Origin of the sequence: Arthrobacter sp. ISL-95, from assembly GCF_018613695.1 — a bacterium.
Taxonomy (GTDB): Bacteria; Actinomycetota; Actinomycetes; order Actinomycetales; family Micrococcaceae; genus Arthrobacter.
In genome coordinates this window covers 1-25752 of the sequence record NZ_JAGGPR010000013.1, presented here as the reverse complement: position 1 = coordinate 25752, position 25752 = coordinate 1, and the positions used below count along the sequence as shown (strand labels likewise).

The 25752-nt window shown below is 62.2% G+C and carries 24 protein-coding genes and 1 pseudogene; 12 read left to right on the top strand and 13 right to left on the bottom strand.

The genetic code is table 11. The features are described 5' to 3' along the window. Nucleotides 1-101: 101 nt before the first annotated feature. Genes J7I86_RS16885 through J7I86_RS16875 form a run of 3 tightly spaced genes read left to right on the top strand, consistent with a single transcriptional unit; the run spans nucleotide 102 to nucleotide 2211 of the window. Nucleotides 102-851 (top strand): ABC transporter ATP-binding protein, encoded by a 750-nt coding sequence (locus J7I86_RS16885; RefSeq protein ID WP_214821651.1) that lies wholly within the window; start codon nucleotides 102-104, stop codon nucleotides 849-851. Between the two features lie 8 nt (nucleotides 852-859). Continuing rightward, nucleotides 860-1603 (top strand): ABC transporter permease, encoded by a 744-nt coding sequence (locus J7I86_RS16880; protein ID WP_214821649.1) that lies wholly within the window; start codon nucleotides 860-862, stop codon nucleotides 1601-1603. Next, nucleotides 1600-2211, top strand: coding sequence for a TetR/AcrR family transcriptional regulator (locus J7I86_RS16875; RefSeq protein ID WP_214821647.1), 612 nt, complete (start codon nucleotides 1600-1602; stop codon nucleotides 2209-2211). The genes J7I86_RS16880 and J7I86_RS16875 overlap by 4 nt, the downstream gene beginning before the upstream one ends. A 34-nt stretch (nucleotides 2212-2245) precedes the next feature. Here the strand turns inward: J7I86_RS16875 and J7I86_RS16870 are convergent, their stop codons facing one another. From J7I86_RS16870 to dxr, 5 genes are all read right to left on the bottom strand, one after another. Then, entirely contained in the window at nucleotides 2246-3124 is an 879-nt protein-coding gene (locus J7I86_RS16870) for a GNAT family N-acetyltransferase (protein WP_214821782.1), read from the bottom strand. Then, nucleotides 3087-4253 (bottom strand): flavodoxin-dependent (E)-4-hydroxy-3-methylbut-2-enyl-diphosphate synthase, encoded by a 1167-nt coding sequence (ispG, locus tag J7I86_RS16865; protein WP_024820317.1) that lies wholly within the window; start codon nucleotides 4251-4253, stop codon nucleotides 3087-3089. The genes J7I86_RS16870 and ispG overlap by 38 nt, the downstream gene beginning before the upstream one ends. 48 nt (nucleotides 4254-4301) lie before the next feature. Further along, nucleotides 4302-4595 carry a YciI family protein gene (locus J7I86_RS16860; protein ID WP_214821644.1) on the bottom strand — a complete coding sequence of 98 codons (294 nt, stop codon included), beginning with the start codon at nucleotides 4593-4595 and terminating at the stop codon, nucleotides 4302-4304. 64 nt (nucleotides 4596-4659) lie between these two features. Further along, a complete protein-coding gene (locus J7I86_RS16855; protein ID WP_214821641.1) occupies nucleotides 4660-5991 on the bottom strand; it encodes an RIP metalloprotease in 1332 nt (443 codons plus the stop codon). Nucleotides 5992-6023: 32 nt separating this feature from the next. Then, complete coding sequence (gene dxr / locus J7I86_RS16850) at nucleotides 6024-7208, bottom strand: 1-deoxy-D-xylulose-5-phosphate reductoisomerase (protein ID WP_214821639.1); 1185 nt, start codon at nucleotides 7206-7208, stop codon at nucleotides 6024-6026. 103 nt (nucleotides 7209-7311) lie between these two features. Between dxr and J7I86_RS16845 the strand changes: the two genes are divergently transcribed. Beyond that, complete coding sequence (locus J7I86_RS16845; RefSeq protein ID WP_214821781.1) at nucleotides 7312-8772, top strand: lipase maturation factor family protein; 1461 nt, start codon at nucleotides 7312-7314, stop codon at nucleotides 8770-8772. Here the strand turns inward: J7I86_RS16845 and J7I86_RS16840 are convergent. Then, complete coding sequence (locus J7I86_RS16840; protein WP_286179937.1) at nucleotides 8743-9783, bottom strand: LacI family DNA-binding transcriptional regulator; 1041 nt, start codon at nucleotides 9781-9783, stop codon at nucleotides 8743-8745. The two genes, J7I86_RS16845 and J7I86_RS16840, sit on opposite strands and share 30 nt — an antisense overlap. 305 nt (nucleotides 9784-10088) lie before the next feature. Between J7I86_RS16840 and J7I86_RS16835 the strand changes: the two genes are divergently transcribed. From J7I86_RS16835 to J7I86_RS16810, 6 genes are read left to right on the top strand one after another with little or no spacing between them, the layout of a single operon-like run. After that, the gene (locus tag J7I86_RS16835) at nucleotides 10089-11408 is read left to right on the top strand and encodes an extracellular solute-binding protein (protein WP_214821636.1); all 1320 of its coding nucleotides are present in this window, start codon (nucleotides 10089-10091) and stop codon (nucleotides 11406-11408) included. Between the two features lie 4 nt (nucleotides 11409-11412). Next, nucleotides 11413-12351, top strand: coding sequence for a carbohydrate ABC transporter permease (locus J7I86_RS16830; protein WP_214821634.1), 939 nt, complete (start codon nucleotides 11413-11415; stop codon nucleotides 12349-12351). After that, nucleotides 12351-13250, top strand: coding sequence for a carbohydrate ABC transporter permease (locus J7I86_RS16825; RefSeq protein ID WP_214821632.1), 900 nt, complete (start codon nucleotides 12351-12353; stop codon nucleotides 13248-13250). The genes J7I86_RS16830 and J7I86_RS16825 overlap by 1 nt, the downstream gene beginning before the upstream one ends. 30 nt (nucleotides 13251-13280) lie before the next feature. Then, complete coding sequence (locus J7I86_RS16820; RefSeq protein WP_214821631.1) at nucleotides 13281-14510, top strand: Gfo/Idh/MocA family protein; 1230 nt, start codon at nucleotides 13281-13283, stop codon at nucleotides 14508-14510. A gap of 33 nt (nucleotides 14511-14543) precedes the next feature. Then, nucleotides 14544-15245 carry a ThuA domain-containing protein gene (locus J7I86_RS16815; RefSeq protein WP_214821630.1) on the top strand — a complete coding sequence of 234 codons (702 nt, stop codon included), beginning with the start codon at nucleotides 14544-14546 and terminating at the stop codon, nucleotides 15243-15245. Beyond that, entirely contained in the window at nucleotides 15230-16333 is a 1104-nt protein-coding gene (locus J7I86_RS16810; RefSeq protein ID WP_214821629.1) for a Gfo/Idh/MocA family protein, read from the top strand. Before J7I86_RS16815 ends, J7I86_RS16810 begins: the two co-directional genes overlap by 16 nt. 85 nt (nucleotides 16334-16418) lie before the next feature. On the opposite strand, the gene J7I86_RS16805 is transcribed toward J7I86_RS16810, so the two are convergent. From J7I86_RS16805 to J7I86_RS16775, 7 genes are read right to left on the bottom strand one after another with little or no spacing between them, the layout of a single operon-like run. Then, nucleotides 16419-17258 carry a CoA ester lyase gene (locus J7I86_RS16805; RefSeq protein WP_214821627.1) on the bottom strand — a complete coding sequence of 280 codons (840 nt, stop codon included), beginning with the start codon at nucleotides 17256-17258 and terminating at the stop codon, nucleotides 16419-16421. 54 nt (nucleotides 17259-17312) lie between these two features. After that, nucleotides 17313-17795 (bottom strand): MaoC family dehydratase, encoded by a 483-nt coding sequence (locus J7I86_RS16800; protein ID WP_214821625.1) that lies wholly within the window; start codon nucleotides 17793-17795, stop codon nucleotides 17313-17315. Continuing rightward, the gene (locus tag J7I86_RS16795; protein WP_214821623.1) at nucleotides 17792-18544 is read right to left on the bottom strand and encodes a CoA transferase subunit B; all 753 of its coding nucleotides are present in this window, start codon (nucleotides 18542-18544) and stop codon (nucleotides 17792-17794) included. The genes J7I86_RS16800 and J7I86_RS16795 overlap by 4 nt, the downstream gene beginning before the upstream one ends. After that, complete coding sequence (locus J7I86_RS16790) at nucleotides 18541-19374, bottom strand: CoA transferase subunit A (protein WP_214821621.1); 834 nt, start codon at nucleotides 19372-19374, stop codon at nucleotides 18541-18543. The genes J7I86_RS16795 and J7I86_RS16790 overlap by 4 nt, the downstream gene beginning before the upstream one ends. Nucleotides 19375-19394: 20 nt before the next feature. Then, a complete protein-coding gene (locus J7I86_RS16785) occupies nucleotides 19395-20558 on the bottom strand; it encodes an acyl-CoA dehydrogenase family protein (protein WP_214821619.1) in 1164 nt (387 codons plus the stop codon). Beyond that, complete coding sequence (locus J7I86_RS16780) at nucleotides 20555-22711, bottom strand: biotin carboxylase N-terminal domain-containing protein (RefSeq protein ID WP_214821618.1); 2157 nt, start codon at nucleotides 22709-22711, stop codon at nucleotides 20555-20557. Before J7I86_RS16780 ends, J7I86_RS16785 begins: the two co-directional genes overlap by 4 nt. A 2-nt stretch (nucleotides 22712-22713) precedes the next feature. After that, on the bottom strand, nucleotides 22714-24324 hold the full coding sequence (locus tag J7I86_RS16775; RefSeq protein WP_214821617.1) for a carboxyl transferase domain-containing protein: 1611 nt from the start codon (nucleotides 24322-24324) through the stop codon (nucleotides 22714-22716). Nucleotides 24325-24464: 140 nt separating this feature from the next. Here J7I86_RS16775 and J7I86_RS16770 point away from each other — a divergent pair, with 140 nt between their 5' ends. Together J7I86_RS16770 and J7I86_RS16765 are read left to right on the top strand one after the other, a co-directional pair. Further along, a complete protein-coding gene (locus J7I86_RS16770) occupies nucleotides 24465-25097 on the top strand; it encodes a TetR/AcrR family transcriptional regulator (RefSeq protein ID WP_214821616.1) in 633 nt (210 codons plus the stop codon). Between the two features lie 92 nt (nucleotides 25098-25189). Further along, nucleotides 25190-25752: pseudogene (locus J7I86_RS16765) on the top strand (hypothetical protein); the annotation flags it as partial.

Below are 25752 nucleotides of genomic sequence, written 5' to 3'. Positions count from 1 at the left end.
TGCCTGCTGTGCCGGGGCAGCGGCCCTTGACCCTGCCGTGCGCCGGCCTTACTTTTAATTCATCACCTGGTGAATTAGTGGAGCCTAAACCGGAGGCCCGAATGACGCCCCTTCCAGCAGCCATTGAGGCGACAGGGCTTTACGTGGCCCGCTCCCGCAGCAAGATCCTCAATGGTTTGGACTTTGCAGTTGATGCCGGCCGGATCACAGGACTCCTGGGCCCCTCCGGCAGCGGCAAGACAACACTCATGCGGGCAATCGTAGGCGTACAGCGAATCACCCGGGGAAACGTCACCGTCCTGGGCCACCCGGCCGGCAGCGCGCCGCTCAGGCACGACGTCGGATACGTCACCCAGGGTGCCAGCGTCTACGGGGACCTGAGCGTCCAAGCGAACGTGCGCTACTTCGGCGCCATGCACGGCGCGACGGCGGCGGATACCGCGGAAGCGATTGCCGCCGTCGGGCTTGGATCATTTGCCCGACACAAAGCAGCGGACCTGTCCGGCGGACAATTCAGCCGGGTCTCACTGGCATGCGCCTTGGTTGCACACCCGAGACTGTTGGTGCTGGACGAGCCCACCGTTGGACTTGATCCGGTGCTGAGGGCCGAGCTATGGGAGCGCTTCGCCGCCATGGCGGCGGCCGGAACAACCCTGCTGGTCTCCAGCCACGTGATGGAGGAAGCATCCCATTGTTCCTCGCTGCTGCTCCTGCGCGAGGGCCTGCTGCTGGCCCAACTGACTCCCGGGGAACTGGCCGAACGCGGGCGGAGCGATGATCTGGAGCGGGCTTTCCTAGCCATCATCAAAGCCGCCGACCGTGGCCAGGAAGAACGCCAGGTGACGTCATGAATTTCCGCATGACAGTTGCCACCACAACGAGGGTTTTGGGGCAGCTGCGACACGACCACCGGAGCGTAGCACTGATCCTCGTGGTGCCCGCGTTGCTCCTGACCGCCGTTTATTTCCTCTACGAGAACGAAACACTTGCACCAGGGTTTCCCCGCACCTTTGACCGCGTCGGCCTGATGATGTTGGCCATCTTTCCCTTCGTGGTCATGTTCCTGGTCACTTCCATCACCATGCTGAGGGAGCGCACGTCCGGGACCCTGGAACGCCTCCTGACCACACCCATCCACAAGGCAGACCTGCTGTTCGGCTATGCCTTGGCCTTCTCCATCATGGCTGCCCTGCAGTCCCTGGTGGCGACAGCTGTTGCCTATTGGGTTTTTGACCTCGACATCAAGGGAAGCCCCGGCTTCGTGGTGATGATTGCCGTCATCAACGCAGTCCTGGGCGTCGCCCTCGGACTCCTGTGCTCGGCCTTTGCCCGCACCGAGTTCCAAGCCGTGCAGTTCATGCCGGTGGTGGTGGTCCCGCAGATCCTGTTGTGCGGCTTGTTCGTGGCGCGGGAGGACATGAACGAGGTCCTGGAAGCGATCTCCGGTGTTCTGCCGCTCACGTTCTCCGTGGATGCCTTAAAGGAGATCGCAGGAAATGCCGACGCCACAGGCACCATGTGGCAAGACGCCCTGATCATGGGCGGGATCGTGGTGGGAGTTTTGGTCCTGGCATCGCTGACCCTCCGACGACAAACCCGATGAGCCTCCCCCAAGCGCGCCGAGGCCGCCGAAGCGCCGGAGATCATTCGAGGGAAGCTATCCTCGCCGCTGCACGGAAACTCTTTGCCGAGCAAGGTTTCGAAGGGACCAGCTTGCGGCAGGTAGCCCGGGAGTCATCGGTGGATCCGGCCATGGTGCACCACTTTTTCGGGGGCAAGGATGAGCTCTTCGCCGCCAGCGTAGAGTTGCCCGCCGACCCGGCAGAGGTTCTTGCCGGCGTCGAAAGCCTCGACCCCGCAGTGAGGGCAGAGGCAATCGTCCGGGCCGTACTGCGGTTGTGGGAAAGCCCCGCCCAGCACGGCCTCGTGGCCTTCGTCCGGGGAACCATAGGCTCCAAGGCCAAGACGGCACTCATGCGTGAAATGGTGAACCGCACCATCCTGTCCAGGATCATGGCAGGACTGCCCGGGACGGTCGAAGAAGTACGCAATCGCGGCAATCTCGTGGCAACACAGGTGGTGGGGCTGATGCTGGTCCGCTACGTGATTCGGCTTGAGCCGCTGGCCTCGGCGGATCAGGAAGACGTGGTCCGCTGGGTTGCGCCCACCATCCAGCGCTACCTCACGGGGAACCTGGACTCATCCCAGTAGCCGGCCGTTGTGGCCACTTGATGAACTCCGCGGCCTAGAACAGGATCGTGGCGAAGGTTCCCACTTGTTCGAAGCCCACCCGCTCGTAGGTGGCCCGGGCTTTGCTGTTGTAGTCATTGACGTAAAGGCTCGTCACGGGCGCGAAGGTTCGCGAGAGGTTTACGACGGCGGCCATGTAACCCCCGCTGTGGCCGCGCCCCCGCAGCTCGGGGTTCATCCACACGCCTTGGACCTGTGTGACGTCCCGCGTGACCGCCCCCAGCTCGGCTTTGAAGACCACAGTGCCGTGGGCGTCGATGTGAACCAGCGAGTGGCCCTCCCGAATGAGCCCTGCGACTCGCCTGCTGTAAAACTCCTGCCCTCCGAGGAAGGGAGAGTAACCCACCTCTTCTTCAAACATGGCGGCGCAGGCGGGCAGAATACGATCGAAGTCCGCCATGGTGCCGAAGGTCAGCGCGGGGTTGGCGCCGATGACCGGCGGCCCGGAGATGGTCAGCAGCGGCTGCTGGGAACGGACTTCGTGGGCAGCGTGGCCCAGTTGTTCGAAGCGCGAGTAGATGGCCATCACCGTCTCGGCCGGACCAAAAATGGACGCGTAACGGCGACCTGTCTCGTGGGCAGCGGTAGCCACATAACCTGCAAGGCCGGGATCGAGTTGCACCGGGACCAGGTTGGCACCCGCCCAGCACGCGCCGAGGAGCGTCTGGCCGTCGAAAACTCCAAATATGCAGGCACCACCGCTGGTGGGCCCTGCTGAACCGGTGCTTTCCAAATGGGCGAGGATGAACACGTTCGCCACAGCATCTTCACTTGCAAGCGCGCGAAGAGCCAGGGTGTCGGCACTGCCGAGCACCCTGACTCCCAAGCCGTTCTCGTTACGAGACGCTAACCACGGGGCTACCCTTGACAGCATCTTCGCCATCGGCCTCCCCCATCTCTTCGGCGATGCGCATGGCCTCTTCGATCAGTGTCTCAACAATTTCGCTCTCAGGCACAGTCTTGATGACTTCGCCCTTCACGAAAATCTGGCCCTTGCCGTTTCCGGAGGCCACGCCGAGGTCCGCTTCGCGCGCTTCGCCGGGCCCGTTAACGACGCAACCCATGACTGCCACGCGCAGCGGAATCTCCATGCCTTCCAAACCTGCGGTCACCTGTTCGGCCAGCGTGTACACGTCCACTTGGGCGCGGCCACAGGAGGGGCAGGAGACGATCTCGAGCTTGCGCGGGCGCAGGTTCAAGGACTGCAGGATCTGGTTGCCCACCTTGATTTCCTCGACGGGAGGAGCGGAGAGGGAAACGCGGATGGTGTCGCCAATGCCGCGGGACAGAAGCGCACCGAAAGCCGTGGCCGACTTGATGGTGCCCTGGAATGCCGGTCCGGCTTCTGTCACACCAAGGTGCAGGGGCCAGTCGCCCTGTTCGGCGAGCATCTCATATGCGGCCACCATGATCACGGGGTCGTTGTGCTTGACGGAGATCTTGAAGTCGTGGAAGCCGTGCTCCTCGAAGAGGGAGGCTTCCCAGACGGCGGACTCAACCAGGGCTTCAGGGGTGGCCTTGCCGTACTTCTTCATGATGCCGGGTTCAAGGGAGCCTGCGTTGACGCCGATCCGGATGGACGTTCCATGGTCCCGTGCAGCCGCAGCGATTTCCTTGACCTGGTCATCGAACTTGCGGATGTTGCCCGGATTCACCCGGACGGCAGCGCAGCCGGCTTCAATTGCGGCAAAGACGTACTTCGGCTGGAAGTGGATGTCCGCGATCACGGGAATCTGGGACTTACGGGCAATGATCGGCAGTGCCTCGGCGTCGTCGGCAGACGGGCAGGCAACGCGCACGATGTCGCATCCGGAAGCCGTCAGTTCGGCGATCTGCTGGAGGGTTGCGTTGATATCCGTGGTGGGGGTGGTGGTCATGGACTGAACGCTGATGGGCGAGTCAGAACCGACGCCAACTGAGCCAACCTTGATCTGCCGCGTCTTACGGCGCGGGGCAAGGACGGGGGGTGGGGCTGCTGGCATTCCCAGGCTGACCGAGGTCACGTGGACTCCTTGGGTTGGGGTGGATCGTTGTGGTGGAGGACGTCCGGACTAGGACGCGTAGGCAGCCAGGACGCCGATGATGGGGGCCCATTCCGTGGTGCGGATGCCGGCGATGACGCCGGCTTCAGCGAACGGATCCTGCTTGAGGAGGTCATTGAGTTCGGCTTCGTCGGCGGACTTGAAGATCAGCAGAGCGCCGGCTCCGTCACCGTAGGGACCACTGGCAAGCAGTTTGCCTTCCTCGGCCAGGTCACCAAGCCAGGCACGGTGTGCAGGGCGGGCTTCGTCGCGGAGGGCGCCAGAGTCGGCAACGTATACGTACTCAACAGCGAAAACAGTCATGGAGCTAGCCTATCCCGCCTGCTCAGCTAAGAATGCTCACACCTTTGCCAGGAATGTTCACTGCTCAGCCAAAAATGTTCACGGGTTTCACGATGTCCGCGTAGATCAAGAGCGCACCCATGGCCATGAGCAGCGCTGCCACGACGTACGTGACTGGCAGCAGCTTGGCGATGTCGAACGCGCCCGGGTCTGGTTTGCCCAACAGCTTGGCCACCCGGCGTCGCGCACCTTCGTAGAGCGCCCCGGCCACATGCCCGCCGTCCAAAGGCAGGAGCGGGATGAGGTTGAAGATGGCCAGCGCGAAATTGAGTCCTGCGAGCAACCCGATCAAAGTGCCGATCCGGGCCTGCAGGGGTACTTGTTCCATTGCCGCTACTTCGCCGGCGACCCGGCCGACACCCACCACGCTGATGGGCCCGTTGGGGTCACGGGGCTCTTCGCTGAAGGCTGCTTTCGCCACCCCTGCCACCCTGGCCGGTAGGTTGAAGATCACACCGGAGATCTGCTTGATGTTCTCTCCGGCCATGGGCAGAACGGTCGACGCCGGTTGGGGAACCAATGCGGTTTGGGGTCCGATACCCAGGAATCCGACCTCCTGGTATTTCAGCACCCCGTTGGCGTCTTGTTCGGCCCTGCCGTCGGCGCCGACCACTGGCCGCGAGGACAGTACTGGCGTCACGGTGGTTTCCATGGTGGATCCGTTGCGCGTCACTGTGACGGGAACGTCTTTTCCGGCGGAGGCCCGGATCCAACTGGTGAGTTCGTCCCAGCTGGTGACGGCTTTCCCGTCGAAGGAAGTGATGGTGTCATTCGGCTGGAGGCCCGCGGCTGCGGCCGGGGTCAGTTTGCAATCGGCAGAATCGGGGTCCACGGTTGCCCCTGCGGCAACCTGGCACTTGGAAACGTCCGCAATGGTGGTGGTTGCCTGGGCTGTGCCGAAGCCCATGAGCAGGACGGCCAGCAGTATCAACCCGATCAGCATGTTCATGGCGGGCCCGCCGAGCATGACGATGATTTTCTTCCAGACGGGGAGCTTGTAGAAGACGCGGTTCTCGTCGGCGGGCCCCACGTCCTCGTGCGCCATGGACCGCGCCTCAGTGGCGAGGGTCTGGAACATGCCTGTGCTGGAGGGCCTAACGGCGCCGTCTTCCTTGTTCGGCGGATACATACCGATCATGGACACGTATCCGCCCAACGGTAGCGCCTTGAAGCCGTACTCGGTTTCACCCTTCTTCCGGGACCACAGGGTGGGTCCAAAACCAATCATGTACTTGGTGACGCGCACTTTGAACAGCTTGGCGGGGACAAGGTGACCTACCTCGTGCAGCGCGATGGAGGCAGCTACGCCGATCGCGACGAAGACGACTCCGAGGATGAAAAGAAGGACGGGACTCATGCCGGTGGGACTGCTTCCGTAAAAGTTGTGAGCTACAGGGCGCTGCTGGCTAAACGATCAAGGGTTCGGGCGCGTGCCCACCTCTCAGCATCCAGCACTGACTCCACCGTTAGCTCGGAAGAGCCTGAATGTTCGCTGAGGACGGACTCAACGTTATCCACAATGTCCGTGAAGCGAATGCGCCCGGCGTGGAAGGCCTCCACCGCCTCCTCATTGGCAGCGTTGAACACAGCGGGGAAGGTGCTGCCCTGCTTGGCTGCGTCCTTGGCGAGGTCCACGGCCGGAAATGCCGCGCTATCCAAGGGCTCGAAGGTCCAACTGGTGGCCTGGGTCCAGTCGCATGCCTGGGCGGCACGCGGAACCCGGTCCGGCCAACCCAGCCCGAGTGCGATCGGCAGGCGCATGTCCGGCGGTGATGCCTGGGCGATGATGGAGCCGTCAACGAACTGGACCATGGAGTGCACCACCGACTGCGGGTGGACCACAACATCGATCCTGTCCAGGGGAACATCGAACAACAGGTGTGCCTCAATGACTTCCAGGCCCTTATTGACGAGGCTGGCCGAGTTTGTGGTAACCATGAGGCCCATGTCCCAAGTGGGGTGGGCCAGAGCCTCCTGCGGCGTCACGTTGTTAAGCTGCTCCCGCGTGCGGCCACGGAAGGGTCCCCCGGAGGCTGTCAGGATCAGCTTTTCAACTTCCTGTTCAGTACCCGACCGAAGACACTGGGCAATGGCGGAGTGCTCTGAGTCAACGGGGACGATCTGGCCGGGACCGGCGGCGGCTTTGACCAAGGCGCCGCCAACGATCAGCGATTCCTTGTTGGCCAGTGCCAGAGTGGCTCCTGTACCAAGGGCAGCCAGGGTAGGTGCCAGCCCGATGGAACCGGTGATGCCGTTGAGGACGACGTCGCACTCAATGGCTGCGATCCGGGTGGAGGCGTCCGGCCCGGAATAGATCTCCGGAGCGAAGTTACTTACGCGGGCCTCGGCGGCCGCGGCGTCAATCAGTTGCCGAAGGGCTGCAGGATCTCCCTGGGCGATGCCCACAGCTTGTGCCCTGGTGTGCACTGCCTGCTGGGCAATGAGTTCAAGGTTCCCTCCGCCCGCGCTCAGAGCCACCACTTCGAAACGGTGTGGTGCGGCATCGACGACGTCAATCGCTTGTGTGCCGATGGAACCGGTGGACCCGAGGATGACGATCTTGCGCGGTTGCATGACTTAAGTATCCCTGCCACTGCCGGGGGCCGCGAACGGACGGGGGCGTATGTGGAAAGTCGACACCGCTTGACCATTCACCTCCCGTGCGTACCGTGGAATGGTGGAGTGGTTGTCCTGGTTCGATGCGAGGGATTACGAATTTGCCCGGCAGGTTTTGCAGCGTGGCACAGCCGCGCTGTACGCGGTTGCCTTCCTCTCCACGGTGAACCAGTTCCCGGCACTCCTCGGCGAGCGCGGGCTGTTGCCGGTACCGGCTTTCCTGGATATGGCCCGTCGGCTGGGCCGGCCTACGCTGTTCCGGTGGCGTTACTCCGACTCGCTGCTCCGGGCTGTGTGCTGGACGGGCATCGGGGTGTCCATTCTGCTGCTCATCGGCCTCCCCCAAGCGGGCCCTCCATGGCTGCCCATGCTGGCTTTCCTTGCCCTGTGGTTCCTCTATATGTCGATCGTGAACGTGGGCCAGACGTTCTACGGTTTTGGTTGGGAGATCCTTCTCCTCGAAGCCGGCTTCGCTGTGGCCTTCCTCGGTTCGGACCAGACTCCCCCACCGGCCACCATCCTGGTTCTCATTCTGTGGCTGGTGTTCCGGCTGGAGTTCGGTGCCGGCATGATCAAGATCCGCGGCGGCCACGAGTGGCGGGACATGACGGCGATGTTCTACCACCATGAGACTCAGCCGATGCCGGGGCCGCTTAGCAGGCAGGCGCACCTCCTGCCGCTCCCGCTGCACAAGGTGGAAGTGGTCGGCAACCATTTTGCGCAGCTGGTGGTGCCGTTTTTCCTCTTCGCGCCCCAACCGCTGGCCAGCATCGCTGCCGGCATCATCATCGCGACGCAGCTGTGGTTGGTGGGTACGGGAAACTTCGCGTGGCTGAACTGGGTGGCAATCGTCCTGGCTTTCGCTGCCGTGAGCGACCCCGTGGTCCATGCTGCTTTTCCGTTCATCCCGTTGGAGTGGCATCAGGGTGCCGATACCCCCGTGTGGTGGTTCGCCGTCGTCGTGCTTGTGACCGTTCTATTGGTGGTGTTCAGCTACCGTCCGCTCCTGAACCTCTTCTCCAAGCGGCAGCTGATGAACGCCAGTTTCAGCCGCTGGCGCTTGGTCAATGCCTATGGTGCTTTCGGGACGGTGACAAAGCAGCGCATTGAGATCGTGGTTGAGGGCACCATGGATGAGGATCCACAGGCGCCGGATGAGCGATGGTTGGAGTACGGATTCAAGGGCAAGCCCGGCGATGTTCGTCGGCTCCCCCGGCAGTGGGCGCCGTACCATCTGCGCTTGGATTGGCTCATGTGGTTCTTGCCGCTGCGGACTGTCCACGAGGACTGGTTTTACGCGTTCCTGGACAGGCTGCTGGAGGCTGATAAAGCTGCGCTTGGGCTGCTTCGCCAGGACCCGTTCGACGGCGAACGCCCCCGTTGGGTGCGTGCACGGAGCTATCTTTACCGTTTCGCCAGCCGTGAGGAGTACCGCGGGACGGGACAGCGTTGGGTGCGGGTGCTGCTGTATGACGCTGTCCCACCGGTGCATCTAAAGCCGGGACGCCGACTTACCGGGTGAGGCCGGTTCCCGGGGCGGCGCCGTGGACTCACGAACCACCAGATGGGTTGCCAGCTCCACGCGTCGGGAGTCGATCTCTTCACCCTGCATCTGGCGAAGGATGAAGTTCAACGCAGAACGCCCTATCTCTTGAAGGGGCTGGCTCACCGAGGTCAGGGGCGGCGTGGATTCTTCGGCCTGGTAGGTTCCGTCGAACCCGACGAGGCTCATTTCCTCGGGGATCCGAATGTCCTGCCTGCGCGCCTCGGCCAGGACGCCCATGGCGATGCTGTCGCTTCCGGCGAAGACTGCCGTGGGTGGATCTTCCAGTGCCACCAAGGATTTGAAGGCAGCTGCACCGGTCTCGGGCCGGAACTGGCCAGCGGAAACGTATTCGTGTTCCACGGTGATCCCTTCTGCCATCAGTGCGGCCATGTAGCCGTGGAGCCGGGCTTGGCTGCATTCGGCGGTGGCAGGACCCCCAATGTAGGCAATGCGTCGATGCCCGAGCCCCAGAAGGTGCGTAGCAGCGGCTTTCCCACCAGCCCAGTTGCTGGAGCCGACGCTGTACAGATCAGCCGGTGGCGGGTTCAGGGGGTCGATCACCACGATGGGGATTTGGCGTCTCTGGAAGGCTTCGAGTTGCGCTGTCCCGAACGCCGAGGTCACCACGATCATGCCGCTGCGGCCTTCATCGACCATGCGCTGTGCACGTTCCTCCGGGCCCAGCGGCGGCGCTGCCTGTAATCCGGTCACGGAGAGGATCACTTCCATGTCAGAGACGTTGGCCTGCTCCATGATTCCCTTGAGGACTTCCATGTTGTAGGCCGAGTTCAGAGAATCAAACACCGCTTCGACGGTCCGCTGGACAGGGTTGCCCTTGCGCTGGAAGGGTGATTTGTACCCGGTTCGCTGCAGGGCCGCCAGAACCCGGGCACGGGTCCCCTGAGCCACGTCCTCGCGCCCGTTGACCACTTTGGACACGGTAGGCACGGACACCCCTACCTCCTGCGCGACCGCGGACAGGGTCATTTTTGAGGGTCGTTCTTCTGGACTCACGGCTACCGCTTTCGAAAAGTTTCGGATGCTGACAGTGTGCATGGGGGCGAGGTATCACGTCAACCGAACGACCAGAGCGCCGAAGTTCACCCGCATTCGGCCTTGACGGTGACGCGGGTCACGGCTAAGTTTGGTTGGCACTTCCGAAAGAACTTCCGAAACATTTCGAAAAGTTGCTGGAGCTGGGCATCGAAGTTGATCCTCAGACCGCGAAGTGCGGCTTTTACACGCACAACCGGGCAACAGCGTCGAGCCCGAAGGACGAATGGAAACTGCACATGAATAATCTCAAGTTGCGCACCGCCGGAATGGCCGTTTCTGCAGCCGCATTGTCGATCTCACTCGTAGCCTGCGGGTCCTCAGGTCCGGCCGGAACAGGAGCCTCGACGGACTCGGCAACCATGTGGGGACTGACCGGTGGTGACCAGCCCGTGTTCCAAGCATCCGTGGACTCATGGAACAAGTCGCACCCCGACTCCGCCATCAAGCTCGACTTCTTTGCCAACGACGCCTACAAGACAAAGGTCCGCACCGCCGTCGGCGCCGGCCAAGGACCCACCCTCGTGTATGGCTGGGGTGGCGGGGTCCTGAAGTCCTACGTCGATGCCGGCCAGGTGGATGACCTGACCGGGTTCCTCAAAGAAAACCCTGACGTCCAAAGCCGCTACCTTCCCTCCATCCTTGAAAGCGGCGTAATCGACGGCAAGACCTATGCACTCCCCAACAACAAGGTGCAGCCCGTGGTGCTCTACTTCAACAAGGAAGTCTTCGAAAAGATCGGCGCAGAACCGCCCAAGACCTGGGATGAGTTGATGGCGCTGGTGCCTAAGTTCAAGGATGCCGGCGTGGCACCTTTTTCCCTGGGCGGCCAGTCCAAGTGGCCGGACCTGATGTGGCTTGAATACCTTGTGGACCGGATCGGCGGTCCGGAAGTCTTCGCAAACATCGCAGCCAACAAGCCGGACGCCTGGTCCGACCCCGCAGTTATAGAGGCTCTGACCAAGATCCAGGAACTGGTGGACGCCGGCGGCTTCATCAACGGCTTCTCCTCCATTGCCGCTGACAGCAACGCAGACCAAGCCCTCTTGTACACAGGCAAGGCCGCCATGATCCTGCAGGGCAGCTGGATCTACCAGGGAATGAAGAAGGACGCGGCAGACTTCGTTTCAAGCGGCAAGCTCGGTTACACCCCCTTCCCCACCGTTGAAGGCGGCAAGGGTGACCCGGCAAACGTTGTGGGAAACCCGTCCAACTTCTGGTCCGTGTCTTCCAAAGCCACGGAAGACCAGAAGAAAACCGCCCTGGAATACGTGAAGGACGGAATGTTCAACGATGAGAACGTCCAAAGCCTCATCAACTCAGGAGCTGTACCTGTGGTCACCGGGATTGAAGACAAGCTCGCAGCTTCCCCTGACAAGGACTTCCTGACCTACGTATATGGCATGGCCAAGGACGCCCCGGACTTCACGCTTTCCTGGGACCAGGCACTGAGCCCCGCCCAAGGAGACGCCATGCTGGCCAACCTCGACCAGATCTTCCTGAAGAAGATCACTCCCGAGCAGTTCGCTTCCACTATGAACGCGACGATCGGGAAGTAGTACGGTGTCGGCAACTACCACCACTCCGCAACAGGAGTTGGGCGTCGGACGCACCACGGGCACCCGACGGACCCTGGAAAAAGGTCCGTCGGGGTGGCTGGCCGTCCCTGCCCTGGCATTCTTCATGCTCTTCGCCATCCTCCCGCTCCTGGGAGTCCTGTTCCTGAGCTTTACCCGTTGGGACGGCCTGGGCGAGATCAAACTGGACGGACTGTCCAGCTGGAACACTGTCCTGGCTGATCCCGTCACGGGTAACGCCTTGTTGGTGACGGCCAAGATCATGTTCTTCTCCTTCATTGTCCAGGCACCCATCAGCCTTCTGCTTGGCGTCTTCACAGCTGCCAGCCAGAAGTACCGCGCAGCACTGGCCGTCCTCTACTTCGTGCCGCTGCTCCTCTCTTCAGCAGCCGTGGCCATCGCCTTCAAGGCGCTGCTGGATCCGAACTTCGGCCTCGGCCCCGGCTTGGGGCTCCCCTTCCTTGCACAGGACTGGTTGGGCAACTCGGATCTGGTGCTGTTCGTGGTGGTCTTCGTGATTGCTTGGCAATTCGTGCCCTTCCACACCCTGATCTACCAAGGCGGCGTTCGACAGATTCCGGCCTCACTGTACGAAGCTGCGCAAATTGACGGCGCCGGCCGCGTCCAGCAGTTCTTCAACATCACGTTGCCGCAGCTGAAATACACCATGATCACCTCCTCCACCCTCATGGTGGTGGGATCCTTGGCGTACTTCGACTTGATCTTTGTGCTGACAGCCGGAGGACCCGGCTACTCCACCAGGCTTCTGCCGCTGCACATGTACCTCACCGGCTTCAAAGCGAACGATATGGGGGCGGCGAGCGCCTTGGGCGTCATCCTCGTTGTCATCGGACTGGCCTTGGCCCTGTTTCTGCAACGACTCGGCGGAAAGAACCGCAACGCCAGCCAATTGGAAGGTGCGTAATGGCTTCCACCACACAACTGCCCACAACACCGGCGGCGTTGCCGCAAGTGGTAACCACCCGCCGTCGGCCCCCCAAGCTTGGCCGTTCGCGGCCGAACTTCCTGGGCGGCCTGGGCGGCTGGCTCTGGCTGGCGATCATCATTGTGCCGGTGTACTACGTGGTGATCACCAGCCTGAAGAACCAAGCGGGGTTCTTCACGTCCAACCCGATGCTGCCACCGTCAGAGCCGACCCTGGACAACTACAAGCTTGTCCTGGAGAACGACTTTGCCAAGTACTTCACCAACAGCCTCATCGTCACCGTTGGCAGTGTGGTTCCGGCGCTCTTCGTCGCCTTTATGGCCGCCTACGCCATTGTGCGCGGCAAGGGAAGGTTCCTTAGCTGGACCAACAACGTCTTCCTCCTGGGCTTGGCCATTCCGCTGCACGCAACCATCATTCCCATCTACTGGATGATCACCAAGGCTCATATGTACGACACCTTGTTGGCACTGATCCTGCCCTCCATTGCGTTCGCGATCCCCGTATCGGTGCTCATCCTCTCCAACTTCATGCGGGATGTTCCCAACGAGCTCTTTGAATCGATGCGCCTGGACGGTTGTTCTGATTGGGCCATGATGTGGCGCTTGGCGTTGCCCATGACCAAGCCCGCAGTGATCACGGTAGGCATCTACAACGCACTCCACGTGTGGAACGGATTCCTGTTCCCGTTGATCCTCACGCAAAGCCCCGACACCAGGGTTCTGCCATTGTCACTGTGGACCTTCCAAGGTGAATTCAGCGTCAACATCCCGGCGGTGCTCGCCTCCGTGGTACTGGCCACGCTTCCGTTGCTGGTGATCTACGTCGTGGCGCGCCGACAGCTGCTCAGCGGCCTCACCGCAGGTTTCAGCAAGTAGCCCTGTAATACCAATTAGAAGGGACCTCCCATGACAGAGACTCAACCCCTGCGTGTGGGCATGGTGGGCTATGCCTTTATGGGCGCCGCCCACTCGCACGCCTGGCGGACCGCACCGCGCTTCTTTGACCTTCCCCTGGCTCCGGAACTGACCGCCGTCGCAGGCCGGAACGAGGAAGGTGTGCGGGCAGCAGCCGGCAAATACGGCTGGGCGTCCACCGAGACCGATTGGCGGCGTCTCATTGAACGCGACGACATCGACCTCATCGATATCTGCACTCCCGGCAACACCCACGCGGAAATAGCCATCGCAGCGCTCGAGGCCGGCAAACATGTCCTCTGCGAAAAGCCGTTGGCCAACTCGGTGGAAGAAGCCGAAAAGATGACACTGGTGGCCCAGGCGGCGGCCGAACGGGGAGTGCTCTCCATGTGTGGCTTCAGTTATCGCCGCACCCCTGCTTTGGCACTGGCCAAACGGATGGTGGACGACGGCCGCCTGGGCGAGATCCGACACGTCCGCGCACAGTACCTTCAGGACTGGCTCAGTGACGCCGATGCTCCGCTGACCTGGCGACTGGACAAGTCCAAATCCGGATCCGGTTCACTCGGTGACATCGGCGCGCACAGCATCGACGCCGCCCAGTGGATCACAGGGCTGAACATCACCGGGGTCTCGGCACTGCTGGAGACCTTCGTGAAGGAGCGCCCGGTGGGCGGTGACTTTGTGGGCCTGGGTGGCAACGGCGGTGCAGATGGTCCGCGTGGTCCGGTGACAGTGGATGACGCTGCGCTATTCACCGCCCGGTTCGAGGCCAAGCACGACGCCGGTGCTGACACGGCCTCGGGCGGTTCGGGCCGCGGGACACCTGCCGGGCCGATCGGCATCTTCGAAGCAACCCGTTTCGCCCTGGGACGCAAGAACGCCATGCGCCTGGAACTCAACGGCACCAAGGGGTCAATCGCCTTTGACTTCGAAGACATGAACTCGCTGCAGTTCTACGATTCCGCGCTGGAACCTGATGCCGGTTTCCGCAAGATCATGGTCACCGAACCGTCCCACCCCTACACCGCCAACTGGTGGCCCACCGGTCACGGCCTCGGCTATGAGCACGGCTTCACGCACCAGGTGGTGGACCTCGTCACTGCCATCGGCGCAGGCGAGCAGCCCACGCCGTCGTTCGCTGATGCTTTGCAGGTGCAAAAGGTGCTCGCCGCGGTAGAAGACAGCGCAGAGAATGCCAGCCGCTGGCAGAACGTGTAACCCACTGAAATACGCCCCGAAACGAAGGAAACCATGACAAGCATCAATAAGACAGCGCTGGTGGTTCGCGGCGGCTGGGACGGACACCAGCCGGTGGAAGCCACAGAGCTGTTCATCCCCTACCTGAAGGACAACGGCTACGAGGTCCGGGTGGAGGAATCCCCCAAGATTTACGCCGACCCCGACTACATGGCGGGCGTGGACCTGATCGTGCAATGCATGACCATGACCACCATCGAGAAAGACGAGTTCGAGGGTCTGCGCGCTGCCGTTGAAAACGGCACCGGCTTGGCTGGCTGGCATGGCGGGATCGCTGATTCCTACCGCAACAACTCGGACTACCTGCACCTGATCGGCGGCCAGTTCGCCTGCCACCCCGGCAAGCACGCTGACGAGCGAATCGGTGAGCAGTCAGACAACTACGTTCCCTACACCGTCAACATGCTGCCCGCCGCATCAGAGCACCCCATCACTCAGGGAATCGGCGACTTCGACCTCGTCACCGAACAATACTGGGTCCTGTCCGATGACTACATCGATGTCCTGGCCACCACTACCCAAAAAGTGCGCGAGTGGGACCCGTGGAACCGCGAGGTGGTATCTCCAGCCATCTGGACCCGCCAGTGGGGCAAGGGCAAAATCTTCGTCTGCACCCCGGGCCACCGCGTGGAAATCCTTCAGGACAGCAACGTCCGCACCATCATTGAAAGGGGCATGCTGTGGGCAAGCCGGTAAATGTAGGAATCATCGGCTGCGGCGCCATCATTGCCCAATACCTGAGCAATTTCCGGCGGCTCGATTCCATCAACCTGGTGGCCGTTGCGGACCTTGATCCGGCGAGGGCGCAGGCGGTTGCCGACTCCTACGACGGCGTCCGGGCACTGACGGTGGATGAACTCCTGGCCGCTGATGACGTGGAACTTGTCCTGAACCTCACCATCCCTGCCGCTCACGCTGACATTGCCCTGAGGGCCATCGCAGCCGGAAAGTCCGTCTACGGTGAAAAGCCGCTGGCTGCCACCACGGCCGAGGCTCGGCAGGTGCTGGATGCTGCCGCTGCGGCAGGAGTCTCTGTGGGCTGCGCACCGGACACAGTGTTGGGAACCGGAATTCAAACCGCACGCAAGGCCATTGACGACGGACTGATCGGCGCACCTGTTTCAGCGACGGCCACCATGGCCACACCAGGGCACGAGCGCTGGCACCCGAACCCCGATTTCTACTACCAGCCTGGCGGTGGACCCCTCCTGGACATGGGCCCGTACTACGTCTCTGCGCTGGTTACGCTGCTGGGACCCGTGGTTTCGGTGGTCGGCGCTGCCAGCCACACCCGCAGCGAACGGACCATCGGCTCAGGCCCGCGACAGGGACAGGTGGTTCCGGTGGACATCGACTCGCACGTCAGCGGTGTCCTGGTCCATGCATCCGGTGCCTTGTCCACCTTGTTCATGAGCTTCGACGCCGTCAAGACCAAGAGCCCCAACATTGAGATCCACGGTGAAACCGGTTCGCTGATCGTCCCTGACCCCAATCATTTCGACGGCGACGTGCAGTTATTCACCCTCGGTGCCTCGGAGTGGAAGACGCTGCCGGTCTCCGCCGGCTATGTGGACTCGGGCCGTGGCTTTGGCATCGCCGACCTTGCCGACACGCCCGCTGGACAGGAACCACGTGCCGGCGGTCAGTTGGCCTTCCATGCCTTGGACATCATGGAATCAGTGCTGGAATCGGCCAAGAGCGGGCAGGTGGTGGCCATCAAGAGCACGGCCTCGCGGCCCGCCGCGGTTGAACTGACAGAACTGTCGACGCCGGTGCGCGCCTAGCGCTCTGCTTCCCAACGAATCCGGCCTTTGTCCGCTCTGCACACCGTTCTACGGTGCGGGGGACGAACAAGGGCCGGATTCGTCGTCAGTGCCCGGCCCGGCGAAGTGTCGCTTGGGCATGCTTGAGGATGGGGCCGTCAATCATCTTGCCCTTGAACTGGAACACTCCAGTCCCTGCAGATGCTGCCGCTTCCAGGAGTTCCATGGCTTGGGCTACGGCTTCATCGGTGGGCGCGTAGGCTTCCCGCACTACCGCTACCTGGTTTGGGTGGATGCAGGCCTTCGCTCCGAAGCCGCTGGCCACGGCGTCCCGCGACTCAGCCACCAAACCTTCAAGGTCCGGGATGTTCACGTAAACGGAGTCGATTGCTTCCTTGCCTGCGGCTTTAGCGGCGAGCAGCACAGCGGAGCGTGAGTGAAGAGCGACAGCCCGGTACCCGCCGTCGTCGTTCCTGCTGGAAAGGCCACCGAGGGAAGCCAACAAGTCCTCGGCACCCCACATCAGGCCCACCACGTTCGGCTCGGCGGCGATGGCCGAGGCGTTGACGATGCCCGCCGCCGTTTCACACAGCGCGATGACCTGGTACCCCTCCAGAGCCGTGAGCTGCTCCGCGCCCTCCGCCTTGGCAAGCATGACCGTGCGGTAGGGCGTCTTGGCCAGGGCTTCAAGATCGAGTTCGAACTCCGGCGTCCCCACGGGATTGACCCGAACGATGGTGCGCTGGGGGTCCAGCCCGCCGGTGCCCATTTGCTCAAGAATCGCCGCACGGGCTCCCGGCTTGTCCGCCGGAGCCACAGCATCTTCAAGGTCCAGGATGACGGCGTCGGAACGATCAGCCGCCTTTCCGAAACGCTCCGGACGGTCTGCAGGGCAGAACAGGAGGGCCGGCCCCATGGTGAAGGGGGTCACATCGGAAGAGCGCATAGAGATCCTTGCTGCTGGGTGCTGAAAAGTACTGGAGACGACGTTAACCGGGATTCACTGCGCAGCGTGCGCTTCCTTGGTCCACATCAGGCAGGTCCGGGTTGCCAAGGCCACCACTGCCCCGTCCTGGTTGCGGCCCGTGTGCTGCATGGTCACCACGCCTTGACCCGGGCGGGAGGACGAGAGCCGTTTTCCCGTGATCACTGTCTCCGTGTACAGGGTATCGCCGTGATACAGCGGGTGCGGAAAAGTGACATCAGTCAGCCCGAGCTGCGCAATGATGGTGCCCTGCGTCAGCTGCGTCACGGACTGCCCCACCATGGTGGACAGGGTGAACATGGAGTTCATGAGCCGCTGCCCGAAAGGCTGCCCGGAACTCCATGCGGCGTCCAAATGCAGCGCCTGGGTGTTCATGGTCATGGTGGTGAAGAGGACATTGTCCGTCTCGGTGACGGTGCGGCCAGGCTTATGCGCATAAATCACGCCCTCTTCGAGCTCGTCGAAATAGAGTCCGCGCTGCTCAACAACTCGCGTCATACGGTGAGCTCCTGGTCTTCTTCGAACAGTTCGGCACCGGTGGCGGCCAACACGTCATCAAGAGTGACGTTGGGGGCCAACTCACGGAGGACCAACCGAGGGTCACCTTCGTCCTTGACCACATCAATGACCGCCAAATCCGTGATGATCCGGTCCACGCACCCCTTGCCGGTCAGAGGCAAGGTGCAATCCTGGACGATTTTCGGACGGCCGTTACGGTCCACGTGCTCCATCATGACAATGACTTTCTTGGCGCCGAATACCAGGTCCATCGCACCGCCCATCCCCTTGACCATCTTGCCGGGGATCATCCAGTTTGCGAGGTCCCCGTTCGCCGCCACTTCCATCGCTCCGAGGACAGCCACGTCCACATGCCCGCCGCGGATCATGCCGAAGGACGCCGCCGAATCAAAGAACGCAGCCCCGGCGTTGGTGGTAACTGTCTCCTTGCCCGCGTTGATCAGGTCCGGATCAACCTTGTCCTCAGCCGGGTAAGGGCCGACGCCAAGGATCCCGTTCTCGGAGTGAAGAATGACCTCCACGCCGTGGGGAATGTAGTTGGGGATCAGGGTGGGCATGCCGATGCCCAGGTTCACGTACTGCCCGTTGACCAGCTCCTGAGCAACTCGGGCGGCAAGCTCGTTGCGGGTCCAGCCTTTGGCTTCGTGATGTTCGACGTCGGCGCGACGGTACTCGTGCCGGACGGCTTCGGGACGGGGAGGGATATCGTGGTACGAGTTGTCGGTCACCGTTCCGCTCCTGCCTGGTCTGTTCCGGACTGGTTTGTTCCTGACTGGGCTGTTTTTGCCTGGTCTGTTGCCGCATTGGGCGTCAGAGCGACCGTCCGCTTTTCTATCCGCTTCTCGCTGGACGTTGCCACCACCACCCTTTGAACGAAGATCCCCGGCGTGTGGATGTGCTCAGGGTCCAACTCGCCAGGCTCCACCAGCTCCTCCACTTCGGCAATGGTGGTTCTTGCCGCCATGGCACAGAGGGGGTTAAAGTTCATTGCCGTCGCGTGGAAAACGAGGTTGCCCTGCCGGTCACCCTTCCAGGCATGGACCAGGCCGAAGTCCGGTGTCAGGGACTCTTCCAGCACGTAGTCCGCGTCGTTGAAAGTACGCACCTCCTTAGGGGAGGATGCAATCGCAACGTTCCCGTCGGCGTCGTACTTCTGCGGAAGACCGCCCTCGGACACCTGAGTGCCCACACCGGCTTTAGTGTAGAAGGCCGGGATGCCTGCACCTCCGGCGCGCAGCTTCTCGGCCAGCGTGCCTTGGGGGGTGAGGACTACTTCCAGCTCCCCAGAAAGGTACTGCCGGGCAAATTCTTTGTTCTCGCCGACGTAAGAGCTGATGGTCCGCCGGATACGACCATCCTTCAGGAGAATGCCAAGACCCCAATCATCCACGCCGCAGTTGTTGCTGACCGTCTCGAGATCAGTAGTGCCCTGCTGGTGGAGGGCATCGATCAGCGAAACAGGGATACCGCACAAACCGAAACCTCCGACGGCCAGCGAGGCACCGTCCGGGATGTCCTTCACCGCTACCGCGGCACTGGCAACAACCTTGTCAATCATTCTTGATCCTTTTCGTACGGTTACAGACCCAGCTCGCGGGCGATGAGCATCAACTGGACCTCCGTGGTGCCCTCCCCGATTTCAAGGATCTTGGAGTCACGGTAATGGCGTGCCACGGTGAATTCGTTGATGAAGCCATAGCCGCCAAACACCTGGGTGGCGTCCCGCGCGTTGTCCATGGCTGCCTCGCCTGCGATCATCTTAGCGATGGCCGCTTCGGTCTTGAACGGCCTGCCTGCCAGCATCCTTGAGGCGGCATCGTAGTACGCGAGGCGGGCCGTGTGGGCTCTTGCCTGCATCCGCGCGATCTTGAACTGGATGGCCTGATACTTGCCGATGTTCTGCCCGAACGCGCTGCGCTCCTTGGCGTACTTCACGGACAGGTCTACACAGCCCTGGGCGGCGCCCGTTGCCAGTGCGGCGATGGCGATGCGGCCCTCGTCCAGGATGGACAGGAAGTTCGCATAACCACGGCCGCGCTCCCCCAGAAGGTTTGCCTCGGGAACGCGGACGTTATCCAAGGTCAGCGGGTGCGTATCCGACGCGTTCCAGCCCACCTTGTTGTACGGCTTTTCCGCCCGGAATCCGGGCGTGTCAGTGGGCACCAGGATGGTTGAGATTTCCTTCTTGATGCTGCCGTCTTCGTTCTCCTCTTGACCCGTGACAGCCGTGACGGTGACCAGCGTGGTGATGTCCGTGCCGGAATTGGTGATGAACTCCTTGTTGCCGTTGATGACCCACTCACCGTTATCCAAATGGGCGCTGGTCTTGGTGCCACCCGCATCCGAACCTGCCTCGCGTTCCGTCAGGCCGAAACCAGCCAAGGAACGTCCGGACGCCAGCTGCGGCAGCCACTCTTCTTTCTGCGCGTCCGTTCCGAAGCGATACACGGGCATGGCGCCCAGCGATACCCCGGCTTCGAGGGTGATGGCCACCGACTGGTCAACGCGGCCCAACTGCTCCAACGCCAAGGCAAGGGCGAAGTAGTCCCCACCCATTCCGCCGAACTCCTCGGGGAACGGCAGGCCGAACAAGCCCATCTCCCCCATCTGCTTAACAACCTCGTAGGGGAAGCTGTGCTCTTCGTCGTGCTTGGCGGAGACGGGGGCCACCACTTCGTCGGCAAACTCGCGGACGGAGTCACTCAGGTCCTGGTACTCCTCATTTAGTTCAAAGGTGCTCATGGCTTGACTTCCTCGTCTGTGCTGATGGTCTCTACGTGTACATGAATGGTGGCGAGCACCTGGTCGGCTTTGACAAGGTCGCCTGGTTTGCTGGTGAGATGGACGGTTCCGGCAACGGCCGCCACCAGTTGGTGCTCCATCTTCATGGCCTCGACGGCAAGGAGCGCCTGACCCTCCTCCACCGTGTCTCCGTCGGCTACGGACACCGAGACAACCGTTCCGGGCATCGGTGAACGCACCTCCGGGTCCGCTGTCCCCTCTTCGCGCTGAATCCCAGCGAGCATCCGCCGCAGACGCTCGGCCCGGTTCAGGACCTCAAGCCTGCAGGACCATCCATCGTTGCCCACAAAAAGCTCGTGGACACCGTGGCGTCCGCCCGGTGCGGCGCCAACCGCGAAGGTGACGGGGCCGTCGTCGAACTCCACCACGATCCTGTTATCACGGCGATCCGCCACCCTGACGTTGACCGGACTGCCGCCGTCGACCCTTGCCGTCACGGTGCCGTCCTCCTCGGTAATTGACACCGTGGCAATGCCACGGCCTGGAACACCGAAGGTGGCTGTCCACGCGCCGCGGCCGCCGACGCGCCAAGCATCAGGAACCTCCCAAGCGTGGCCTGCGAGCGCAGAACCTGTCCGCTCGAGCCAGAGTGTGAGGGCTGCGGCGATAAATTCAACGGAACCAACATGCCGGAACGTCATGGACGGCAGCCTGCGCTCGATCAGTCCAGTATCGAGGTGCCCGGCCCGGACCTCGGGGTCATTGATCAACAACCGCAGATACTCCACATTCGTGTCCACGCCCAGTAACGTGTAGCGGCCCAGCGCAGCGTCGAGCGTGTCCAGCGCCGCTCCCCTGTCCTCACCCCATGCGATGACTTTGGCCAGCATGGGGTCGTAGTCCCCGGTAATCTCCAAATCGTCCCGCATGGCAGAATCGATCCGCACCTTCGCATGCGCCGGTTGCTGCCCCGAGACGTTCGCATTGGGGGCACCCTGCTCTGCGAGCGCCACAATCCGCCCCATGGACGGCATGAAGTTCCGCTCGGGCACTTCGGCGTAGACGCGCGCTTCCACGGCATGACCTTTAAGCACGACGTCGGACTGCGCCACGGTGAGAACTTCACCGGCGGCGATCCGCACCTGCCATTCAACGAGGTCGATGCCCGTAACCATCTCGGTGACAGGGTGCTCTACCTGCAGCCGTGTATTCATCTCCATGAAGAAGAACTCGTCGGGGTGTTCGTCGGAGACCAGGAACTCCACGGTTCCCGCGCCACTGTAGTTGACCGATCGGGCCGCATTACAGGCCGCCTCGCCAATCCGGGCCCGCTCCTCAGCACCGTTGGGCAATGATTCGAAGAGCGCGGACGGGGCTTCTTCGATGACCTTCTGGTGGCGTCGCTGGAGTGAACACTCGCGCTCGCCGAGGTGGATCACGTTGCCGTGGTTGTCCGCCAGGACCTGGACCTCGATGTGGCGAGGGGTCCGGATGAGACGCTCAAGGAACAGAGTGTCATCGCCAAAAGCAGACGCTGCGACGCGCCTCGCCGTGACGAGCGTGGAGGCCATGTCCTCCGGCTTTTCCACCACGTGCATGCCTTTGCCGCCGCCGCCTGCGGACGGTTTGATCAGCAGGGGGAATCCAACTCCCGATGCCGCCCGGATTAGTTCCTGGTCGCTAAGTCCTGGTTGTGCGATGCCCGGAACGCAGGGGACGTCGTAAGCCATCACGTGGTTCTTGGAACGAATCTTGTCGCCCATGACCTCAATGGCACCAATTCCGGGTCCGATAAAAGTGATGCCCGCCGCATCCAGCGCCTTGGCGAACTCCACGTTCTCGGACAGGAAGCCGTAGCCCGGGTGGACTGCCTCCGCGCCGCTACGACGACACGCGTCGATGATGGCGTCGATCTTCAAGTAGCTCTCGGCGGGTGCAGTACCACCGATGGCGACGGCGGTATCGGCGAGGGCCACATGCTTGGCATTCTTGTCGGCGTCCGAGTAGACGGCAACGGAGCGGATGCCCATGTCCTTCAGGGTCCGGATGACGCGGCAGGCAATCTCGCCACGATTGGCAACAAGGACTGCATCAAAGGTTCGGTCTTCCACCGCCGGGGTCGGCGATGCTGTGGTCACAGTTGGCAGGGTCATGGTCACATCCTGAAGAGACCGAAAGAGGTCTCGGGCAGTTGTTGGCGGGAGACGACGTCCAGGGCCATGCCCAGGACACGCCGTGTATCGGCGGGATCGATGATGCCGTCGTCCCAGAGCCGCGCAGTGGAGTAATAGGGACTTCCTTGGTCTTCGTATTGCTGCTTGATGGGGGCTTTGAAGGCTTCCTCATCTTCGGCGGACCATTCCTGGCTTGCTGCCTCGTACTGGTCCCTTTTGACCGTTGCGAGGACGCTGGAGGCCTGATTTCCGCCCATGACGGAAATGCGGGCCGCCGGCCACATCCACAGGAACCGTGGCGAATAGGCCCGGCCACACATGGAGTAGTTGCCGGCGCCGAAGGACCCACCGATCACCACGGTCAGCTTGGGCACTCGGGCCGTAGCCACCGCCGTGACCATTTTGGCGCCGTTCTTCGCGATGCCGCCCTGCTCGTAGTCCTTACCCACCATGAAACCGGAGAGGTTCTGCAGGAAGATCAGGGGAATGCCCCGCTGATCGCAGAGCTCGATGAAATGAGCGCCCTTCAAGGACGACTCGCTAAAGAGGACACCGTTGTTGGCCACAATGCCCACCGGATGGCCGTGCAGGTGCGCGAACCCGGTCACCAGGGTGGTGCCGTAGTTCTTCTTGAACTCGTGGAATTCCGATCCATCAACCAGCCTGGCAATGACTTCCCGGACGTCGTACTGGGCATTGACATCCGTAGGAACCACGCCGTAGATCCCTGAAGGGTCGACGACGGGCGGCAGGACGACGTCGGACACGTCCCATGCCGGCTGCGCCGGCTTCGGCAACGTCGCCACGATGTCCCGAACGATCTCCAGGGCGTGCTGGTCGTTCTCGGCCAGGTGGTCCGTGACCCCGGAAATCCTTGAGTGGACGTCGCCGCCGCCCAGTTCCTCTGCGGTGACGACCTCGCCGATGGCTGCTTTCACCAGGGGCGGCCCGCCCAGGAAGATGGTGCCCTGGTTCCGGACAATGACCGTCTCATCACTCATGGCCGGTACGTAGGCGCCGCCTGCCGTGCACGATCCCATGACGGAGGCGATCTGCGGGATCTTGGCCGCGGACATTTTGGCCTGGTTGTAGAAGATCCGGCCAAAGTGCTCCTTGTCCGGGAAGACCTCGTCCTGCTTGGGCAGGAAAGCTCCGCCGGAATCCACAAGGTAGATGCAGGGAAGCTTGTTCTCCAAGGCGATCTCTTGAGCCCGGAGGTGTTTCTTCACCGTCATGGGATAGTAAGTGCCGCCCTTGACCGTGGCGTCATTGGAGATCACCAGAACATGGCGGCCATGGACCAGGCCAATGCCTGCGATAACCCCGGCGCCCGGTGAATCGTCGTTGTACATGCCGTTGGCAGCCAAGGGCGCGATCTCAAGGAACGGGCTGCCATCATCGAGCAAGTAGTCGATCCGTTCCCGCGGCAGAAGTTTCCCCCGGGCTATATGCCGCTCCCGGGACTTGGCCGGACCGCCCAGGGCTGCCGTCGCCAAGCGCTCCCTCAATTCCTCCACCAAGGAAAGCTGCGCCTTTTGGTTAGCTTCAAAGGTGCCGGCGGTGGCTCCCGTCAGGCTGGAAATTGTCTCCATCGACCCCTGTTCCATTCCCGGCCACAGGCCATTTCGGTTAGTGCCATGTAACTGAAATTTAGGTTAGTCTTTATTAACTGTGATGTCCAGCACAGTCGGTGGCACAAGCGCTGGGCCCACCTTGGCGCAAGGAGGAAAACGTGACCGGAGGTCAGGAAGCAAGCATCAACGGCACCCGAGCCGCCGCTACACAACGCGGACAAGCAAAGGAGCTCCGCAGGCTGGCTTTGTTATCCGCCGCTGCCGGACTGTTTGCCGAGAATGGCTTCACCCGAGTGTCCCTTGAAGACCTCGGAGCAGCGGCAGGCGTCAGCGGACCCGCCGTCTACCGGCATTTTCCCGGCAAGCAAGCGGTCCTCGGCGAACTTCTCCTCAGCGTCAGCCGGGACCTGCTGGACGGCGGATTATCAGTGGTAGCGGAATCAGAGGACCCCCTTTCCGCTCTTACAGGGTTGATCCGGTTCCAGGTTGACTTCGCCCTCAGTAATCCTGACGTCATTCGGGTCCAGGACCGGGACTTCGGCAGCCTCAGCGAAGCTGACCAAGCAGAGGTCAGGTCCCTGCAGCGCAGTTACGTCGAAACGTGGGTGGACGTCTTGGCACGGATCCACACCGGCGCGGATATTTCCGGACTTCGGGTCCATGCACACGCAGCCTTTGGTTTGATCAACTCCACGCCCCACTCAGTGCGCCATCACGGCAGGAAGATCGCCGTGAAGTCAGCCCGCCCCATCCTGGAACAGATGGCTCTGGCGGCTCTGACCTCCGTCTGAATGCATGTCTGCGTCGTTCTTTTTGTCGCGAGGTTTGTGCCGTCATTCAATGCCCCGCTAAAAATGTCAGACCCCAATGAAATGATTTATTCATGGAGAAACTGGCGCAGTTGATGGCATCATGGGCGGAACCGTCCCCTGCTGTTGCTGCACTGGTTGCGGTTCGGTCACAGCGAGTTGCGAACATGCCGTACTTGGTCAAGGCCGGGTGCGCGGATTCGACGGCGCCCATCACCGTGATCGAACATTTCCACGGCGCTGGACAGGCCACCGGTACTGGTCGGCTCAACGGTGCAAAGCAGCTCAACGGTGCTGGCCGGTTCGACGGCGAGAGGCAACACAAGGACGCTGGGCGACTCAACGGTACTGGCCCGGTCAACGGTACAGACACCGGAACCACGGGCGGCCCGGGGGTAGACGCTTCGGAAAACGATGCCGGATCGGTGTCCGGCCCACGGCGGGAAGCATGGACCGAATCTAGCCCGGATCCTGATCTGCCGATCCAACGTCCGCACACGCAGCGTCCTGAACCCGTTGCGGTTTCGGGATCGGAGCTGACTGGACTTCTTGAAGACGCCGCTGCACTTCTGGACTCCGCACGCTTGTCCGCGGCCGGTGGGGTGCGGTTGTTGGGGTTTGTTGAGGCTGCTGATTT